This window comes from Pseudomonas sp. IT-P44 (genome assembly GCF_949768225.1).
GTDB lineage: Bacteria > Pseudomonadota > Gammaproteobacteria > Pseudomonadales > Pseudomonadaceae > Aquipseudomonas > Aquipseudomonas migulae.
Genome location: NZ_CATKQM010000021.1, coordinates 23175 through 40610, shown reverse-complemented (window position 1 = coordinate 40610; position 17436 = coordinate 23175). Strand labels below are relative to the sequence as shown.

At 62.1% G+C, this 17436-nt stretch carries 14 protein-coding genes; 10 read left to right on the top strand and 4 right to left on the bottom strand.

The window, feature by feature from the left end; all coding sequences use genetic code 11:
- Positions 1-40: 40 nt before the first annotated feature.
- Genes ACM6IO_RS12455 through cysC form a run of 3 tightly spaced genes read left to right on the top strand, consistent with a single transcriptional unit; the run spans position 41 to position 9166 of the window.
- The gene (locus tag ACM6IO_RS12455; RefSeq protein WP_414911546.1) at positions 41-7024 is read left to right on the top strand and encodes an Ig-like domain-containing protein; all 6984 of its coding nucleotides are present in this window, start codon (positions 41-43) and stop codon (positions 7022-7024) included.
- A gap of 38 nt (positions 7025-7062) precedes the next feature.
- Complete coding sequence (locus ACM6IO_RS12450; protein WP_414911545.1) at positions 7063-8577, top strand: TolC family protein; 1515 nt, start codon at positions 7063-7065, stop codon at positions 8575-8577.
- Positions 8561-9166 carry an adenylyl-sulfate kinase gene (gene cysC / locus ACM6IO_RS12445; protein WP_414911544.1) on the top strand — a complete coding sequence of 202 codons (606 nt, stop codon included), beginning with the start codon at positions 8561-8563 and terminating at the stop codon, positions 9164-9166. The genes ACM6IO_RS12450 and cysC overlap by 17 nt, the downstream gene beginning before the upstream one ends.
- A 4-nt stretch (positions 9167-9170) precedes the next feature.
- Here the strand turns inward: cysC and ACM6IO_RS12440 are convergent, their stop codons facing one another.
- Both ACM6IO_RS12440 and ACM6IO_RS12435 read right to left on the bottom strand, forming a co-directional pair.
- The gene (locus tag ACM6IO_RS12440; RefSeq protein WP_008034707.1) at positions 9171-9926 is read right to left on the bottom strand and encodes a slipin family protein; all 756 of its coding nucleotides are present in this window, start codon (positions 9924-9926) and stop codon (positions 9171-9173) included.
- A 2-nt stretch (positions 9927-9928) separates the two neighbouring features.
- A complete protein-coding gene (locus ACM6IO_RS12435) occupies positions 9929-10459 on the bottom strand; it encodes an NfeD family protein (protein WP_414911543.1) in 531 nt (176 codons plus the stop codon).
- Positions 10460-10733: 274 nt separating this feature from the next.
- On the opposite strand from ACM6IO_RS12435, the gene ACM6IO_RS12430 reads away from it, so the two are divergent.
- Positions 10734-11195, top strand: a complete 462-nt coding sequence (locus ACM6IO_RS12430; RefSeq protein ID WP_008039666.1) for an aminoacyl-tRNA deacylase — start codon at positions 10734-10736, stop codon at positions 11193-11195.
- Between the two features lie 139 nt (positions 11196-11334).
- Positions 11335-11580, top strand: a complete 246-nt coding sequence (locus tag ACM6IO_RS12425) for a DUF2789 domain-containing protein (protein WP_192226657.1) — start codon at positions 11335-11337, stop codon at positions 11578-11580.
- A 4-nt stretch (positions 11581-11584) separates the two neighbouring features.
- Here the strand turns inward: ACM6IO_RS12425 and ACM6IO_RS12420 are convergent, their stop codons facing one another.
- Together ACM6IO_RS12420 and ACM6IO_RS12415 are read right to left on the bottom strand one after the other, a co-directional pair.
- Positions 11585-11866 (bottom strand): type II toxin-antitoxin system RelE/ParE family toxin, encoded by a 282-nt coding sequence (locus ACM6IO_RS12420; protein WP_414911542.1) that lies wholly within the window; start codon positions 11864-11866, stop codon positions 11585-11587.
- On the bottom strand, positions 11863-12141 hold the full coding sequence (locus ACM6IO_RS12415) for an antitoxin of toxin-antitoxin stability system (protein ID WP_226298339.1): 279 nt from the start codon (positions 12139-12141) through the stop codon (positions 11863-11865). Before ACM6IO_RS12415 ends, ACM6IO_RS12420 begins: the two co-directional genes overlap by 4 nt.
- A gap of 198 nt (positions 12142-12339) precedes the next feature.
- On the opposite strand from ACM6IO_RS12415, the gene ACM6IO_RS12410 reads away from it, so the two are divergent.
- The 5 genes from ACM6IO_RS12410 to ACM6IO_RS12390 are packed head-to-tail and all read left to right on the top strand — an operon-like array spanning position 12340 to position 17372.
- Entirely contained in the window at positions 12340-12768 is a 429-nt protein-coding gene (locus ACM6IO_RS12410) for a MarR family winged helix-turn-helix transcriptional regulator (protein ID WP_008034693.1), read from the top strand.
- Entirely contained in the window at positions 12765-14837 is a 2073-nt protein-coding gene (locus ACM6IO_RS12405) for an FUSC family protein (RefSeq protein WP_414911541.1), read from the top strand. Before ACM6IO_RS12410 ends, ACM6IO_RS12405 begins: the two co-directional genes overlap by 4 nt.
- Positions 14834-15043, top strand: a complete 210-nt coding sequence (locus ACM6IO_RS12400) for a DUF1656 domain-containing protein (RefSeq protein WP_008034684.1) — start codon at positions 14834-14836, stop codon at positions 15041-15043. Before ACM6IO_RS12405 ends, ACM6IO_RS12400 begins: the two co-directional genes overlap by 4 nt.
- On the top strand, positions 15040-15927 hold the full coding sequence (locus ACM6IO_RS12395; protein ID WP_207285558.1) for an HlyD family secretion protein: 888 nt from the start codon (positions 15040-15042) through the stop codon (positions 15925-15927). Before ACM6IO_RS12400 ends, ACM6IO_RS12395 begins: the two co-directional genes overlap by 4 nt.
- Complete coding sequence (locus ACM6IO_RS12390; protein ID WP_192226663.1) at positions 15924-17372, top strand: efflux transporter outer membrane subunit; 1449 nt, start codon at positions 15924-15926, stop codon at positions 17370-17372. Before ACM6IO_RS12395 ends, ACM6IO_RS12390 begins: the two co-directional genes overlap by 4 nt.
- Positions 17373-17436: the final 64 nt, after the last annotated feature.

Below are 17436 nucleotides of genomic sequence, written 5' to 3'. Positions count from 1 at the left end.
TCGTCTACGCAGAAAAAACGTTCGAGTCCGGGTGAGTAACATGTGGTGGAGCAACGGCAAGTCACGGATTACCAAAGGCGCACGAGCGCTGGCCTCTCCAATGATCATGTCCCTGGAACCGCGAATGCTGTTCGACGGCGCGGTCGCGGCCACGGTGGCCGATACCGCCCAGGCTGACAGCCACACCACGGCCGACGCGGCCAAGCCGCCCGTTGCGGAGAAACCGGCCGCCAGCCAGGACACCCACGGCCAGGCCGATGCCACGCCCGCCGTGGCGCCCGTTGCCGTGCCGGGACAGAGCGTGGTGTTCGTCGATTCCCGGGTCAAGGATGCCGACAGCCTGCTCAAAGGTGTGGCGCCCGGTACTCAGGTGGTTCAACTCGATGCCACCAAGGACGGCTTGCAGCAGATTGCCGATTACCTGGACACCCATCAGGGCATCAGCTCGGTGCAGATCATCGCCCACGGCAATGCGGGCGATCTGTGGCTGGGGAACAGTTACCTGTCTGCCGACAACGTCGCGGCCCGCAGCGCGGTGCTGGCGGAAATCGGCAAGGACATGAACGTCGGCGGCGACATCCTGATCTACGGCTGCTACACCGCCGAGGGTGAACGGGGTTTGAACTTCGTCGATTCCCTGGCGCAATTGACCGGCCGTGATGTGGCGGCGTCCAGCAACCGTACCGGCGTGGGTGGCGACTGGGATCTGGAGATCGCCACCGGCAATATCGAAAGCGCCAACGTGCTGTCGAAAATGGCCATGAGCGACTATCAGTGGGGCCTGGCGAGCTGGACGGCCACCAACAATGCCAACACCGGCGTGGGCTCGTTGCGTGCCGCCATCGCTTCGGCGCAGAACGGCGATACCGTCACTTTCAGCACCGGCATGACGGTGCAGTTGACCTCCGAACTGCTGATCAACAAGAACATCATCGTTGATGGCGACTTGAACAACGACGGTGTGGCGGATGTGACTCTCGACGGTCAGTACAGGACCCGGGTGATTGAAATTGCGGCGGGCAAAACCGTGACGCTCGATGGTCTGGTGATCACCCGTGGCCTGGTGTCGGGCACGGGCGGCAACGGTGGCTACGGCGCCACGGGCTCGATGGCCGGGGGGATTTTCAACGCAGGGGTCCTGACGCTGAACAACGTGACCGTGACGTCAAACGCTGCCTCTGGCGGCGGTGGCGGCGGCGGTGTCACGGGGGCGTTTTACGGCGGTGGCGGTGGCGGCGGTGGCGGTTTGGGCGGCCAGGGTGGCGGGCACGGCGGTTCGGCCGGGCCGGGCACCGGCACGTTGGGCGGCCAGGCAGGCAGCGGTGGCGTTGGTGGTTACGGCGGCGGTTACGACGCGACCCACATGGGCGGTCGCGGCGGCACTAGCACTGGCGGGGCTGGCGGCGTGGGCGTTTCCTACTACAGCAACGGCGGTAACGGTGCGACGGCCACCAATGGCACGATTTCCATTGGCGGCGGTGGCGGCGGCGCCGGTTGGGACAAGGTCGGTGGCGCCGGCGGCAACGCGGCGGGCGGGATCTACAACGCAAGCTCCGGTGTTATCACCATCATCGGCACGTCGAACATTACCAACAACATCGGCGCCGGTGGTGGCGGCGGCGGTGGCGGTGGCCAAGGCAGCAACGCCTCCAACGGCGGCATCGGCGGCCGGGGCGTCGGTGCGATCTGGAACAAGGGCACGTTGCTGATCACCGCCGCCAACTTCGCGGCCCTGGCCGGTAATGCCGCGGGCAGCGGTGCCGGTGGTACTGCGCAGGGCGGGGGGACAATTGGCACCTCGCCGACCGCCGTGGCGGCAATCTACAACGACGGCGGGATACTCAACACCGCCTATGCACCGCCGCCGACCGCAACCATTGTGGTCGCCGATAGCACGTTGAGCATCGGCGAAACGAGCCTGGTGACCATCACCTTCTCCGAAGCGGTGACCGGTTTCACCAACGCGGACCTGACCATCGCCAACGGCACCTTGAGCGCAGTGAGCAGCAGCGACGGCGGTATCACCTGGACGGCAACGTTCACGCCAACCGCCAGTATTTCCGACACGACCAACGTCATCACCCTCGACAATACCGGGGTGATCAACGGCCTGGGTACTGCTGGCGTCGGCACCACCAATTCCAATAACTACGTCGTCGATACCGCTCGCCCGACTGCGGGTATCGTGTTTGCCGACACGGCGCTCAAAGCCGGCGAAACCTCGCTGGTGACCATCACCTTCAACGAGGCCGTGACCGGTCTAACCAATGCCGACCTGACGATTGCCAACGGCACTTTGACGGCGGTGAGCAGCAGCGATGGCGGCATCACCTGGACGGCCACGTTCACTCCGACGGCCAGCATTACTGACTCGACCAACCTGATCACCCTGGACAACACCGGTGTCAGCGACCTGGCGGGCAACGCCGGCAGCGGCACCACCGACTCGAACAACTACGCCATTGATACCGTGCGTCCGACCGCGACCATCGTCGTGGCCGACACGGCGCTGAGCATCGGCGAAACCTCGCTGGTGACGTTCACCTTCAGCGAAGCGGTCAGTGGTTTTACCAACGCCGACCTGACCATCGCCAACGGCACATTGACGGCGGTGAGCAGCAGCGATGGCGGCATCACCTGGACCGCGACCTTCACACCGACCGCCAGCATCAATGACACGACCAACCTGATCGTCCTGAACAATACCGGGATCAACGATCTGTCCGGAAATGCTGGCACCGGCACGACCAATTCGAACAACTACGCCATTGATACCGTGCGTCCTACCGCGACCATCGTGGTGGCCGACAATGCACTGAAAATCGGCGAAACCTCGCTGGTGACCATCACCTTCGCCGAGGCGGTGAGCGGTTTCAGCAACGCCGACCTGACCATCGCCAACGGTACGCTGACGGCAGTGAGCAGCAGCGACGGCGGCATCACCTGGACGGCGACCTTCACCCCGACCAGCGCCATCACCGACAGCACCAACCTGATCACCCTGGACAACACGGGTGTCAGCGACCTGTCGGGCAACGCCGGCAGCGGCACCACCGACTCCAACAACTACGCCATCGACACCGTGCGGCCAACGGCAACCATCGTCGTGGCGGACACTTCGCTGAGGATCGGTGAAACCTCGCTGGTGACCATCACCTTCAGTGAAGCGGTCAGTGGTTTGACCAACGCGGACCTGACGATTGCCAACGGCACTTTGAGCGCCGTCAGCAGCAGTGATGGCGGCATCACCTGGACTGCGACCTTCACACCGAGCGCCAGCATCAACGACACGACCAACCTGATCACCCTGGACAACACCGGCATCAGCGACCTGTCGGGCAACGCCGGCAGCGGCACCACTGATTCCAATAATTACGCCATCGACACCGTGCGTCCGACCGCCACGATTGTACTGGCCGATACTTCACTGACCGCCGGCGAAACCTCGCTGGTGACCATCACCTTCAGCGAGGCGGTCAGCGGTTTCACCAACGCCGACCTGAGCATCGCCAACGGCACCTTGAGCGCGGTGAGCAGCAGCGACGGCGGCATCACCTGGACCGCGACCTTCACGCCAACGGCAGGTGTGAACGATGCGACCAACGTCATCACCCTGAACAATACCGGTGTGGCCGACCTCTCCGGCAACACAGGCAGCGGGACTACCAACTCCGGTAACTACACGATTGATACCGTGGCACCGACAGCCACCATTGTCGTCGCCGACACCGCACTGAGAATCGGCGAAACCTCGCTGGTGACCATCACGTTCTCCGAGGCGGTGACCGGTTTCAGCAACGCCGACCTGACGATTGCCAACGGTACCTTGAGCGCGGTGAGCAGCAGCGACGGCGGCATTACCTGGACCGCGACCTTCACGCCAACCGTCAGCATCACCGATGCGACCAACCTGATCATCCTGGACAATAGCGGCGTGCAGGGAGGCAGCAGCGGCAACGTGGGCATCGGCACCAGCAATTCGAACAACTACGCCATCGACACCGTGCGTCCGACAGCAACCGTCGTCGTGGCGGATACTGCGCTGAGGATCGGTGAAACCTCACTGGTGACCATCACCTTCAGCGAGGCGGTCACTGGTTTCACCAACGCCGACCTGACGATTGCCAACGGCACCTTGAGCGCGGTCAGCAGCAGCGATGGCGGCATCACCTGGACCGCGACCTTCACGCCGAGCGCCAGCATCAACGACACGACCAACCTGATCACCCTGGACAACACCGGCATCAGCGACCTGGCGGGCAACGCCGGCAGTGGCACCACCGATTCCAACAACTACGCCATCGACACCGTCCGGCCTACCGCGACCATCGTCGTGGCCGACCCAACCCTGACCGCCGGCGAAACCTCGCTGGTGACCATCACCTTCAGCGAAGCGGTCAGCGGTTTCACCAATGCGGACCTGAGCATCGCCAACGGCACCTTGAGCGCGGTGAGCAGCAGCGACGGCGGCATCACCTGGACCGCGACCTTCACGCCAACAGTGGGTGTGAACGATGCGACCAACGTTATCACCCTGAACAATACCGGTGTGGCCGACCTCTCCGGCAACACAGGCAGCGGCACCACCAACTCTGGTAACTACACGATTGATACCGTGATTCCGACGGCCACCATTATCATTGCCGACAACGCGCTGAAAATCGGCGAAACGTCCCTGGTGACCATCACGTTCTCCGAGGCCGTGACCGGTTTCAGCAACGCCGACCTGACCATCGCCAACGGCACCTTGACGGCGGTGAGCAGCAGCGATGGCGGCATCACCTGGACGGCGACCTTCACCCCGACCAGCGCCATCACCGACAGCACCAACCTGATCACGCTGGACAACAGCGGTGTACAAAACGGCTCGGGCAACACCGGCATCGGCAGCACCGACTCCAACAACTACGCCATCGACACCGTGCGCCCGACGGCGACGATCATTGTGACTGACCCCACGCTGGCGGTGGGTCAAACCTCGCTGGTGACGATCACCTTCAGCGAGGCGGTCACTGGCTTCACCAACGCCGACCTGACGATTGCCAACGGCACCTTGAGCGCGGTCAGCAGCAGCGACGGCGGCATCACCTGGACGGCCACTTTCACGCCGAGCGCGAGCATCAACGATGCGACCAACCTCATTACGCTGAACAACACGGGGATCGCGGATCTGGCCGGTAACTCGGGCTCAGGCACCACCGATTCCAACAACTACACCATCGACACAGCCCGGCCCACCGCGACCATTGTGGTCGCCGACAGCACCCTCAGCGCGGGCGAAACCACGCTGGTGACTATCACGTTCAGCGAAGCCGTGAACGGTTTCGACAACAGTGACCTGAGCATCCCCAACGGTACGTTGAGCGCGGTGAGCAGCAGCGATGGCGGCATCACCTGGACCGCCACGTTCACACCGACGGTTGGCATCAAGGACACCAGCAACCTCATCACCCTGAACAACACCGGGGTGACCGACATCGCCGGTAACACGGGCAGCGGAACCACCAACTCGGCGAACTTCACGATCGACACTGTGCTGCCGACAGCCACTATTGTGGTCTCCGACACGGCGCTGAAGGCGGGTGAAACCGCTACGGTGACCATCACCTTCAGCGAAGCGGTGAGCGGTTTCTCCAACGCCGACCTGACGATTGCAAATGGCACGCTCAGCAACGTGTCTTCGGGCGATGGCGGCGTCACCTGGACGGCAACGTTCACCCCGACGTCGAGCATCACCGACACCAGCAACCTGATTACCCTCGACAACACCGGCGTGGCCAACGCCTCGGGCAACAGCGGCGTGGGCACCACCGACTCCAACAATTTCGCCATCGACACCGCGCTGCCGACCGCCACCATTGTGGTTGCCGACAACCGCCTGGGCATTGGCGAAACCACCACGGTGACCATCACCTTCAGTGAAGCGGTGAGTGGATTCGATCTGTCGGACATCAGCGTGGCCAACGCTGTGCTGTCGAACCTGACCAGCAGCGACGGCGGTATCACCTGGACCGCGACCATGACGCCGACCGCGGGCATCAACGATGCGACCAACCTGATCGTGCTCGACACCGGCACCTTGCAGGACCTCGCGGGGAATGCCGGCGCGAGCATCGCTATTTCCAACAACTACGCCCTGGACGTAACCCGGCCAACGGTGAGCATCGTGGTCGCCAACCCGAGCATGGCTGCCGGCCAGAGCACGGTGGTGACGTTCACCTTCAGCGAGGCCGTGAGTGATTTCGACCTGTCGGACCTGAGCGTGACCAACGGCGACTTGTCCAACCTGAGCAGCAGCGACGGCGGCAAGACCTGGACCGCGACCTTCACGCCAACTGCCAATGTCAGTGACCCGAGCAACTTCATCGCCCTCGACACAAGCAATGTCACCGACCTGGCGGGTAACGCGGGGGCCACCGTGTCGGTCTCCAACAACTACGCGATAGGCGTCGTGGCGCCGACGCCGGCGCCGGCTACGGTGCAGGTGACCCCGGATCCGGAGTTCCTCAGCAGCGACCCGGTGATCGTGACCGATCAACCGAACGTGCCACTGCAACCAATCATCTTCGCCCCGCCCTCTGGTGATCTGGGCTCGCCGCTGACGTTTGCTCCGTTATTCGAGAGCCGGGTGATCGGCAACGGCATCCGGCCGTTGGGCGACATCTTCATGAACAACGGCGCGCTGGCGCAGAGTTTCATTGCGCAGGTGTTCAGCAGCAGCGACAGCGGCGGCGAAGGTGCAGGCCATGGCTTCCTTGGTTTCGGTGGTGGCGATGGCGGGGTTTTCAGCACCAGCACGTTGTCGAGTCTGTTCAATCAGGAGTCCGGTAACGAGCGAGACTCGCTGAATTCCTTTGGCAGCCATTCGATCAAGGCCGGCGATGTTTCACAGGGGCTGCGCGGCGTGTTTGGCGCGCCGAGCCTCGTCCAGCAATTGCAACAGCTCAAAGATACCGAGCAACGGCAGGTCAACGACCTGGCCGCTGCTTTGAAACAGGCCGGCATCAGCGAAATGCAGGCCTGAAATACTTAAAGCAGTGCGTCACCCAGGGGCAGTCAAGGATGAAGAGAAGTCAGCAGTTGTTTGTCGCCAGCCTGCTCGCGCTGGCGATCAGTGGATGTGCCGTTAAAAGTGAACCGATCGAACGCAGCGTCAGCGAACAGCGCGCCCGAAGCGATCTGCAAAGCATGTACAAGGGGCAGGAACCGCTCAGCGGTCCGCTGACCCTGCATCAGGCCATGGCCCGCGCGGTGAAGTACAACCTCGAAGGCCGGCTCAAGATCATGGAAGAGGCCCTGGCCAAGCGCCAACTCGACCTCGCCAGTTTCGACATGCTGCCGCGCATGGCGCTGGACGCCGGTTATGTCGGCCGCAACAACGTCAGCGCCTCCAGCAGCCAGAGCGTGCGGACCGGCACTCAGTCGTTGGAACCGTCTACTTCACAGGACCGCGATCGTGAAGTGGCAGACCTGACCATGGTCTGGAACGTGCTCGATTTCGGTGTCAGCTACATCAGCGCCAAGCAACAGGGCGACCAGCGGCTGATCGTTCAGGAACGCCGGCGCAAAGTGATCAACACCATCGTTCAGGACGTGCGCTCGGCCTATTGGCGAGCCATGGCCGCCGAGCGCTTGCTCAAGCAGATCGACAGCCTCATGTCCCGGGTCGAGACCGCGCGCGGCAACAGCCAGAGCATGAGCCAGCAGCGCATCGGCGATCCGATCCAGGCGTTGGGTTATCAACGCTCGCTGATCGAAGCCACGCGCCAACTCGAAGAACAGCGCCGCGCCCTGTCGCTGGCGAAAACCGAACTGGCGACCCTGATCAATCTGCCGCTGGGCACCGAACTGACCCTGGCGACCCAGGACGACTACGTCATCCCGGAACTCAAGGTTGACCTCGCCCGCCTGGAGCAGGAAGCCCTGACCAGCCGCCCGGAACTGCGTGAGCAGGATTACCAGAGCCGCATCAGCGCCGCCGAAACCCGCAAAGCCATGCTGCGTCTGCTGCCGGGGCTGGAGTTTTCCGCTGGCGGGCATTACGACAGCAACTCCTTCTTGGTGGAGCAGGGTTGGGCCGACTACGGCGTGAAGGTGACCTGGAACCTGTTCAACGTGATCTCGGCGCCGGCGGCGATCAACGTCGCCAAGGCCGGTGAAGAAGTGGCCACGGCGCGCCGCCAGGCCATGTCGATTGCGGTGCTGGCGCAGCTCTATGTGGCCAACGCCAACTACCGCGAGGCGCTGCGGCAATTCAAGACCAATCAGCAACTGTCGGACATTGACGGGCAGATTGTCGGCCAACTGCGCAATCGCTATCAGGCGGCGGGGCTGGGCGAACTGGACTTGATTCAGGGCGAGTTGAACACCTTGCAGGCCGATCTGCGCCGCGACCTGTCGTACGCCGATCTGCGCAACGCGTACGGGCAGATTTTTGCCAGCGCGGGGCTCGATCCGCTGCCGGACCAGGTGCAGTCCACCGAAGTCCAGTCCATCGCCACCGCGTTGGCCAATCGCGAATCGGCGTGGGCGGCGGGCGACATCACGGTGCCGGTGACGCATGTCCAGACTCAATAACCTGCAGGCGCCGACGGCGAGCATCAGCCGGGCACAACGTGAAGCCCGCAACGGCCATCGCGGCACGGTGATTTTGCTGACTGGCTTACCGGCGGCGGGCAAGTCGACCCTGGCCCAGGCGCTGCACGCCGAATTGTTCGAACGAGGCGTGCAGAGCGTCGTGCTCGACGGCGATGGGCTGCGGGTCGGGCTCAATCGTGATCTGGGTTTTGCTGACAGCGATCGCCAGGAAAATATTCGCCGTGCCAGCGAAGTGGCGGCGTTGCTGGTGGAGAACGGGCACATCGTGATTCTGGCGATGATCGCGCCGTTGCTGGAGTTGCGTGAACTGTTCGCCACGCGTCTGGGCGAGGATTACCGCGAAGTCTGGTGCAGCGCATCACTGTCGGTGTGCGAGCGGCGTGATCCCAAAGGTCATTACGCCCGCGCACGTCGCGGTGATTTGGCCGGGTTTACCGGAGTTTCCGCGCCTTATGAACCGCCCCCGTCCGCTGCGCTGGTACTCGACACCGGGGCGCAGTCGGTCGAAGCCTGTCTCGACCGTTTACTGACCTGGCTCGGCGAGTGCGCCGTGTTGCCCAAAGGCTGATTGTTCAAGGTTTCGACAAATCCGCCATGCCTTTGAGCAGCTCGATGGGCAGCGGGAAAACGATGGTCGAACTCTTGTCCCCGGCTATCGAACTCAGGGTCTGCATGTACCGCAATTGCATGGCGCCCGGCTGACGGCCAAGCATTTCGGCGGCTTGCATGAGTTTTTCCGAGGCTTGCAATTCGCCTTCGGCGTGGATGACCTTGGCCCGACGTTCCCGCTCGGCTTCGGCCTGCTTGGCGATGGCGCGGACCATCGATTCGTTGAGGTCTACGTGCTTGATTTCGACGTTGGCGACCTTGATGCCCCAGGCGTCGGTCTGCGCATCGAGCACTTGCTGGATGTCGATGTTCAGCCGTTCGCGCTCGGCCAGCAGTTCATCGAGTTCGTGTTTACCGAGCACCGCGCGCAAAGTGGTCTGGGCCAGTTGACTGGTGGCCATCAGGAAATCTTCGACCTGGATGATCGCCTTCTGCGGGTCGAGCACGCGGAAGTACAGCACCGCATTGACCTTGACCGAAACGTTGTCGCGGGTGATCACGTCTTGAGGTGGCACGTCGAGCACCACGGTACGCAAGTCGACGCGGACCATTTGCTGGACCACCGGAATCAACAGGATCAGGCCGGGGCCTTTGACTTGCCAGAAACGACCGAGCTGGAACACCACCCCGCGCTCGTATTCGCGCAGGATGCGAAAAGTCGATCCCGCCAGTGCAATCACCAACAGCAGCAGCGCGGCAAAACCCAGTTGCAGGCCCATGGTTATTCTCCATCCGGCGCCGCGTCAGCCGCGGCCACTTTCAGCACTAATCCCTTGCGTGCCACCACCCGGACCTGTTGCCCGGGTTGCAGTGGCGTGGCGCTGAGTACTTGCCACTTTTCGCCTTGCAGGTGCACCCAGCCGTTGCACGCATTGCCGGGCTGCAACGACGTCACCGGGGCCACGCTGCCCACCAGTCCTGCATCGCCACTGACGGTTTGGCGCGGTCGGGTTTTCAGGGCGTGGATCACCAGGAATATCAACAGCAACGCGCTGATCAGCCCCAGGCCGATCATCAACGGCACAGGCACTTCGGTGTTGCTCAGGATCACCGCGCCGATGACGAACATCACAATCCCGCCCAACCCGATCACGCCGTAGTTGGGCAAGGCGGCTTCGGCGATCAGGAACGCGATGCCGAATGTGATCAGCCAGATTCCGATGGGGTTGGGAATCAGCACGATTGTGTCCGCCGCGAACGCCGACCCGCTCAGGGCCAACAGTAATGCGACTGCACAGCAACGAATGTTCACTTGACCCTCCTTGTAGGCGCGAGCCTGTTCCGGGCGGCGTTCCGACGATGAACCTGAGAGCGCCTCACCCATCCGTTCAGTCCGCGTTCCCGCTGGTGCCCATCGCTAAATACAGTCTAGTCGAGCTGAGGATTGTACGAATTTTGTACAGTTGTCGACGGTGTTCCGGCGGGCAGATTTCCCACGCGAAGACGCCAGCGGGCCTAGACTTTTCAATGGTGAGAACAGGTTTATTCATTGTCCGTGAACGTTGTTGCGGACACCGAGGTGCATCATGCGTATGGCAAGAACCATGCAGCGCAGCCTGGAAAAGGCGCACTGCGAATTTGACATCGTTACCCACCCACACTCGGCCAGCAGCCTTGAAACGGCGCGGGTCGCGGGCATTCCTGCCGAACGGGTGGCCAAGTCGGTGATCCTCGACGACCACCACGGTCATTTCCTGATGGCCGTGCTGCCGGCGAGTCGTCACCTGGACCTGAGCAAAGTGCGCAGCAGCGGCGAGTGGCAGATCACCCGGGAAAGCACCCTGGCGCATCTGTTCGAAGACTGCGAACGCGGCGCGGTGCCGGCGTTGGGTGAGTCCTATGGCCTGGACATGGTCATCGACCCCTTGCTGACCCGGCAGAACGACATCTACCTGGAGGCCGGCAACCACAACAACCTGCTGCACATGAGCGTGCCGGAGTTCCTGAAAATGGTGCCGCATGCCGAGGTGCGGGAGTTGAGTAGTTGAGTTTTGCGGCGACAGTGACACCACCTTCGCGGGCAAGCCTCGCTCCTACAGTGGACCACGATTCCCTGTAGGAGCGAGGCTTGCCCGCGATTGACTGCGCAGCAGTCACCCTTCATTTGCCATAAAAAAGGAGCTAGACATGGAATCCCCAACCCACACCCTCCCTTCCCTGTTCAAACAACTCGGCCTGCCCGATGACGCCGAAAGCATCGATAAATTCATCGCCACCCATTCACCGCTCAAACCGGAATTGCATTTGGCCGACGCCTTTTTCTGGAGCCCGAGCCAGGCGCAGTTTTTGCGCGACGACATTCTGGATGACGCGGATTGGGCGGAGGTGGTGGATCAACTGGATGTGCTGCTGAGGAAAGGGCGCGGGGTGTAACAAATCAACTTTCTGATGGCCACTGTCGGGATGTGTGGACGAGCGCGAGTATCCAGGCTGCATCCGATTCGAGTTGGTAAACCAAACGATAGCTTTGATGGGGGATCAACTCGCGAGTACCTGAAATGATTCCGACAGGGCCGCTTTCAGGAAACCGGGAAATGCGAGATATCGCATCATTGAAGCGGTTGTCCATATCGAGAGCTGCAATTGGGTTGACCGCATGCAGGTAATCCCAAATGTCTGCACGATCCTGTGCTGCTGCGGGCGTCCAGATTATCTTCATCCTTTGCTGGTTACCTGCGCACGCCTGGCAGCGAATTGTGTTTCAACTTCTTCATTGGTCAGGCCATCGCCAGCCCGCATGGAAATACGTGCGTTGTCGACTTTGCGTTGCAAGAACGCTTCGTACTCACGTGACTCTCGTTGTGTTTGAACGAACTGACGCATCATTTCCCTGACGATTTGCGAAGCAGGTCGATGAGAAGCTTCTGCTTCGGCCATGAACTGTTCACGCAGCTCAGGCTCAAGTTTCATCGTAAAAACGGCTTGTTTTGACATAGTGCTATCCTCGATGAGAGTACTGACGAAGTATATACATCTTCAGTACGCACACTTCTTTCGGTGATGCCTCTCACGACGGATGGCCACTAAATTGTTTCAAAACTTGACCAACTTTCCCCTCAAATGACATATTGATAGTTAGCAAACTAACAGTGTGTCTTTCCGCTCGTGCCAAAAAACCTCGACGCTCTCCAGATGAACATCAGCAGCTCCATGGTGGTGGCCGCCCGGCATTGGCGGAAGATCTGCCAGACCACGCTGGTCAACTATGGAATCTCCGAAGCCTGCGCCGTTCCGTTGTTGATGATCGGGCGGTTGGGTGAGGGCGTGCGGCAGGTGACGGTGGCGCAGGCGGCCGGGATGGAGAGCCCTTCGCTGGTGCGGCTGCTCGATCAGTTGTGTCATGCCGGCTACGTTCGTCGCACCGAAGATGCCCATGACCGCCGCGCCAAATGCCTGAGCCTGACCGACACCGGTCGGGAATTGGTGCAGGCCGTCGAAATCGAGTTGGTGCGCTTGCGTAATGAAGTGCTGGAAGGCATCGCCCCGAGTGATCTGGAGGCCGCGTTGCGGGTATTGAAAGCGTTTGAGGCGGCCAACGCTCCGTCGGTGGTGAACCCTTGAGCGGATTTTTTACCGGCGTTCCCCCGGCGCGGGACTGGTTCTACGGCGTGCGCACTTTCGCGGCGTCGATGATCGCGCTGTACATCGCCATGCTCATGCAGATGCCGCGTCCGTATTGGGCGATGGCCACGGTCTACATCGTTTCCAGTCCGTTTGTCGGCCCCACCAGTTCCAAGGCGTTGTACCGCGCGGTCGGTACGTTTCTGGGGGCGGCGGCGGCAGTTTTTTTTGTGCCGATGTTTGTTCAGAGTCCTTATGTGCTGGTGATCGTTATCGCGCTGTGGACCGGGATTCTGCTGTTCCTGTCGTTGCACTTGCGCACCGCCAACAGCTACGCGTTGATGCTTGCCGGTTACACCTTGCCGCTGATCGCCTTGCCGGTGGTGGATAACCCGTTGGCGGTGTGGGATGTCGCTGAAGCGCGGACTGAAGAGATCTTCCTCGGCATCGCCGTCGCGGCTGTGGTCGGCGCGATGTTCTGGCCGCGGCGGCTGGCGCCGGTGTTCAACGATTCGGTGAACAAATGGTTTGCCGATGCCTCGACCTACAGCCTGCGATTCCTCAGCCGCAACGTGCAGCCGGACGAAGTCAGCGCGCTGCGCGCGTCGATGGTCGCGACCTTCAACACCCTGGAATTGATGATCGGCCAGTTGCCCCACGAAGGCGCGCGCCCGCAAACCGTGCGCAATACCAAGGAACTGCGCGGCCGAATGATTCATCTGCTGCCGGTGATCGATGCGCTCGATGACGCGCTTTACGCCCTTGAGCGGCGCACGCCGGAGCTTGTGGATAAGTTCGCGCCATTACTGGCCGCCACCACCGAATGGCTCAACCACAAAGATGCCGACCTCGGTCGCTGGCAAGCGCTGAAAGATCAACTCGAAGCGCTGCAACCCACTGCCGAAGCGCTGGATGATCGCAAGCAATTGCTGTTCTCCAACGCGCTGTACCGTCTCGGCGAATGGGTCGATTTGTGGCAAGACTGCCGCAGCCTGCAATACGCCATACAGTGCGAAAGCCAGGACAGTTGGCGCGCGGTGTACCGGCATTGGCGCCTCAGTCGCCTGTCACCGTTTCTCGACCGTGGGCTGATGTTTTATTCGGCGGCGTCCACGGTCACCGCGATCATTGTCGCCTCGGTGTTGTGGATTCTGCTCGGCTGGACCGACGGCGGCAGCGCGGTGATTCTGGCGGCGGTGGCGTGCAGCTTCTTCGCGTCGATGGACGACCCGGCGCCGCAGATTTACCGGTTCTTTTTCTGGACGGCGATGTCGGTGCTGTTCGCCAGTCTTTACCTGTTCCTGGTGCTGCCTAACCTGCATGATTTCCCGATGCTGGTGCTGGCGTTCGCCGTGCCGTTCATTTGCATCGGCACCCTGACGGTCAAGCCGCAGTTTTACCTGGGCATGCTGCTGACGCTGGTCAACACCTCGTCCTTCATCAGTATCCAGGGCGCTTACGACGCGGATTTCCTCAGCTTCGCCAATTCCAACCTGGCCGGCCCGGTCGGTTTGCTGTTTGCGTTTGTCTGGACCCTGATCGCCCGGCCGTTCGGCGCAGAACTGGCGGCCAAGCGCCTGACCCGTTTCAGTTGGCGCGACATCGTCAGCCTCACCGAGCCGGCCTCCCTGGCCGAGCATCGCCGCTTGGGTGTGCAGGTGCTCGACCGTTTGATGCAGCATTTGCCGCGCTTGGCCATGACCGGCCAGGACACCGGCATCGCATTACGCGAAGTGCGCGTGGCGCTGAACTTGCTCGACTTGCTGGCCTACACGCCGCGGGTGTTCGGCGTACCGCAGACATTGCTGCACCAAGTGGTGGCCGAGGTCGGCGAGTATTTCAAGGCCTGCCTCAAGGCTGGCGAACGTTTGCCGGCGCCCAGTGCGTTGTTGATGACCATGGACCGCGCGCGCCGCGCCCTGAACCGCGAATGCGATGACGGCGCCCGCCTGCACCTGCTGCACGCCTTGAGCGGCTTGCGTCTGGCCTTGCTGCCCGGTGTGGAATTCCTCGGCACCGGCGACCTCGAAGAACCGCTTCCCCATGGCATCGATGGAGCGCCTTTATGATCGGTGATCTGGATATCAGCGGGGTGTTCCTGCCCACGCTGCTGGTGCTGATGGGCATTACCTATGTGATTTACCTGCTGGTGCACGGGTTGCTGACGCGCCTGCACTTTTACCGTCTGGTCTGGCACCGGGCATTGTTCAACGTGGCTCTCTACGCTTTGCTGCTCGGCGCCGTGGACTCACTCAGTCGATACCTGATGACATGAAAAAACCTTTTCTGACCCTTGGTCGCGTGGTCCTGACCCTGCTGATCGTGACCTTCGCCGTTGTCGTGGTCTGGCGCATGGTGATGTATTACATGTTCGCGCCGTGGACCCGCGACGGGCACATTCGCGCCGACATCGTGCAGATCGCCCCGGACGTGTCCGGGCTGATTCAGCAAGTGGACGTGCGCGACAACCAATTGGTGAAACGCGGCCAAGTGCTGTTCAGCATCGATCAGGACCGTTTCAAGCTCGCCCTGCGCCAAGCCAAAGCAGCAGTCGCCGACCGTCAGGAAACCCTGGCGCAAGCGCAACGCGAAGCCAAGCGTAACCGTGGCCTCGGCAATCTGGTGCCGGGCGAGCAACTGGAAGAGAGCCAATCACGAGTCGCCCGTGCCGAAGTGGCGCTGATGGAAGCGCAAGTGGCGGTGGACAGCGCCCAGCTCAACCTCGACCGCTCGACCATCCGCAGCCCGGTGGATGGCTACGTCAACGACCGCGCGCCGCGTGCGCAGGAATTCGTCACCGCCGGGCGTCCGGTGTTGTCGGTGGTGGACAGCAATTCCTTTCACATCGACGGCTATTTCGAAGAAACCAAACTCGACGGCATCCACGTTGGCCAGAGCGTCGACATTCGCGTGATCGGCGACCGCGCTCGCCTGCGCGGCCATGTGGAAAGCATCGTCGCCGGCATCGAAGACCGTGACCGCAGCAGCGGCAGCAACCTGCTGCCGAACGTCAACCCGGCGTTCAGCTGGGTGCGGCTGGCGCAGCGGATTCCGGTGCGGATCGCCTTCGACGACGTACCGGCGGATTTCCGCATGATTGCCGGGCGCACCGCGACGGTGTCGATCATCGGCGACCAGCAGCAGGAGTCGGCCAAATGAGCAGGGCCTCGGGTTTGGCGATTGCCGGATTGAGTTTGCTGCTGTCGGCGTGCCAGACGGTCGGGCCGGATTATCAACTACCGGAAGAGGCCGCTGTTCACCGCGAAGATTTTCAGGGCGAACTGGCCGTGGACGGCAAACCGGTGGTTTCGGCGCCGGTGCCGGCCGATTGGTGGCGGCTGTATCAGGATCCACGGCTCAATCAACTGGTCCAGCAAGCGTTGGCGTCCAACACCGATCTGCGTGTGGCGGCAGCCAGTCTGCTGCGGGCTCGCGCGCAGGTCGATGAAGCCGAGGCCGCCGGTGGCTGGAGCGGTGGCATAAAAATGGGCGCCGAGCGTTTGCAGGAGTCCGGCGAAGCGTTCCTGTTGCCTGAGAAAGTGCCGGTGGCCAACATCGGTGATATCGGCATCAGCGCTTCATACCAGTTCGACCTGTTCGGCACGCTCAAGCGCGGCATCGAAGCCGCCAAGGCCAATGCCGATGCGACCCAGGCCGCCGCCGATACCGCACGTATCACCTTGGTGGCCGATGTGGTGCGCGCCTACACCCAGGTGTGTGCGGCTAATGAAGAGCGGGAAATTGCCCAGCACTCCCTCGATCTGCAATCGCAGAGCACCACACTGATCCAGCGCCTGCGCGATGCCGGTCGAGGCGATGAAACCCAGGTCACCCGTTCGCAAACCCAATTCAAGTCCCTGCGCGCCGAGATGCCGCGCTACGAGGCTGCGCGTCAGGCCGGGCTGTTCCGCCTGTCGATGCTGCTGGCCAAACCGGTCGATCAATTGCCGGCCGGCACCGCCAGTTGCGCGCAGCTGCCGAAAATCGCGCAATTGGTGCCGGTGGGCGATGGCGCCTCACTGCTCAAACGTCGCCCCGATATCCGCCAGGCTGAGCGTCGGCTGGCTGCTGCGACGGCCGGTATCGGTGTCGCCACCGGTGAGCTGTACCCGGACATCCGCATCGGCGCGACCATCGGCACCGTCGGCATTCTGGAAAACCTCGGCGAGCCTTCCACCAATCGCTGGGGCTTCGGCCCGTCGCTGAGCTGGAGCGTGCCGACCAACGGAGCCCGGGCGCGAATCCGCGAAGCTGAAGCCGTGACCCAGGCAACCCTGGCGCACTTTGATGGTGTCGTTCTCAACGCCATACGTGAAACCCAGACCAGCCTGGCGCAGTACTCGGCGTTGCTGCAGCGTCGAGAAGCCCTGGCGGACGCCGAACAATCGGCGAAGCTGGCTGCCGACCAGACGCACCGTTTCTTCCAGGCCGGCCGCGAGTCGTTCCTGGCCGACCTGCAAGCGACCCGCACCTACACCGACGTCACGGCACAACTGGCCGCCGCCAACACTCAGGTTGCGTTGAGCCAGATCGATCTGTTCCTGGCGCTGGGTGGCGGCTGGGAAAGCGGACGAACGCAAGGCTCGAATACCGGCAAACCCTGAGGCCGTTGCTATGCTTTGACTTGATGAGGTCGCGCGTCGAACTCATCAATCAAGGCTCGCGTTG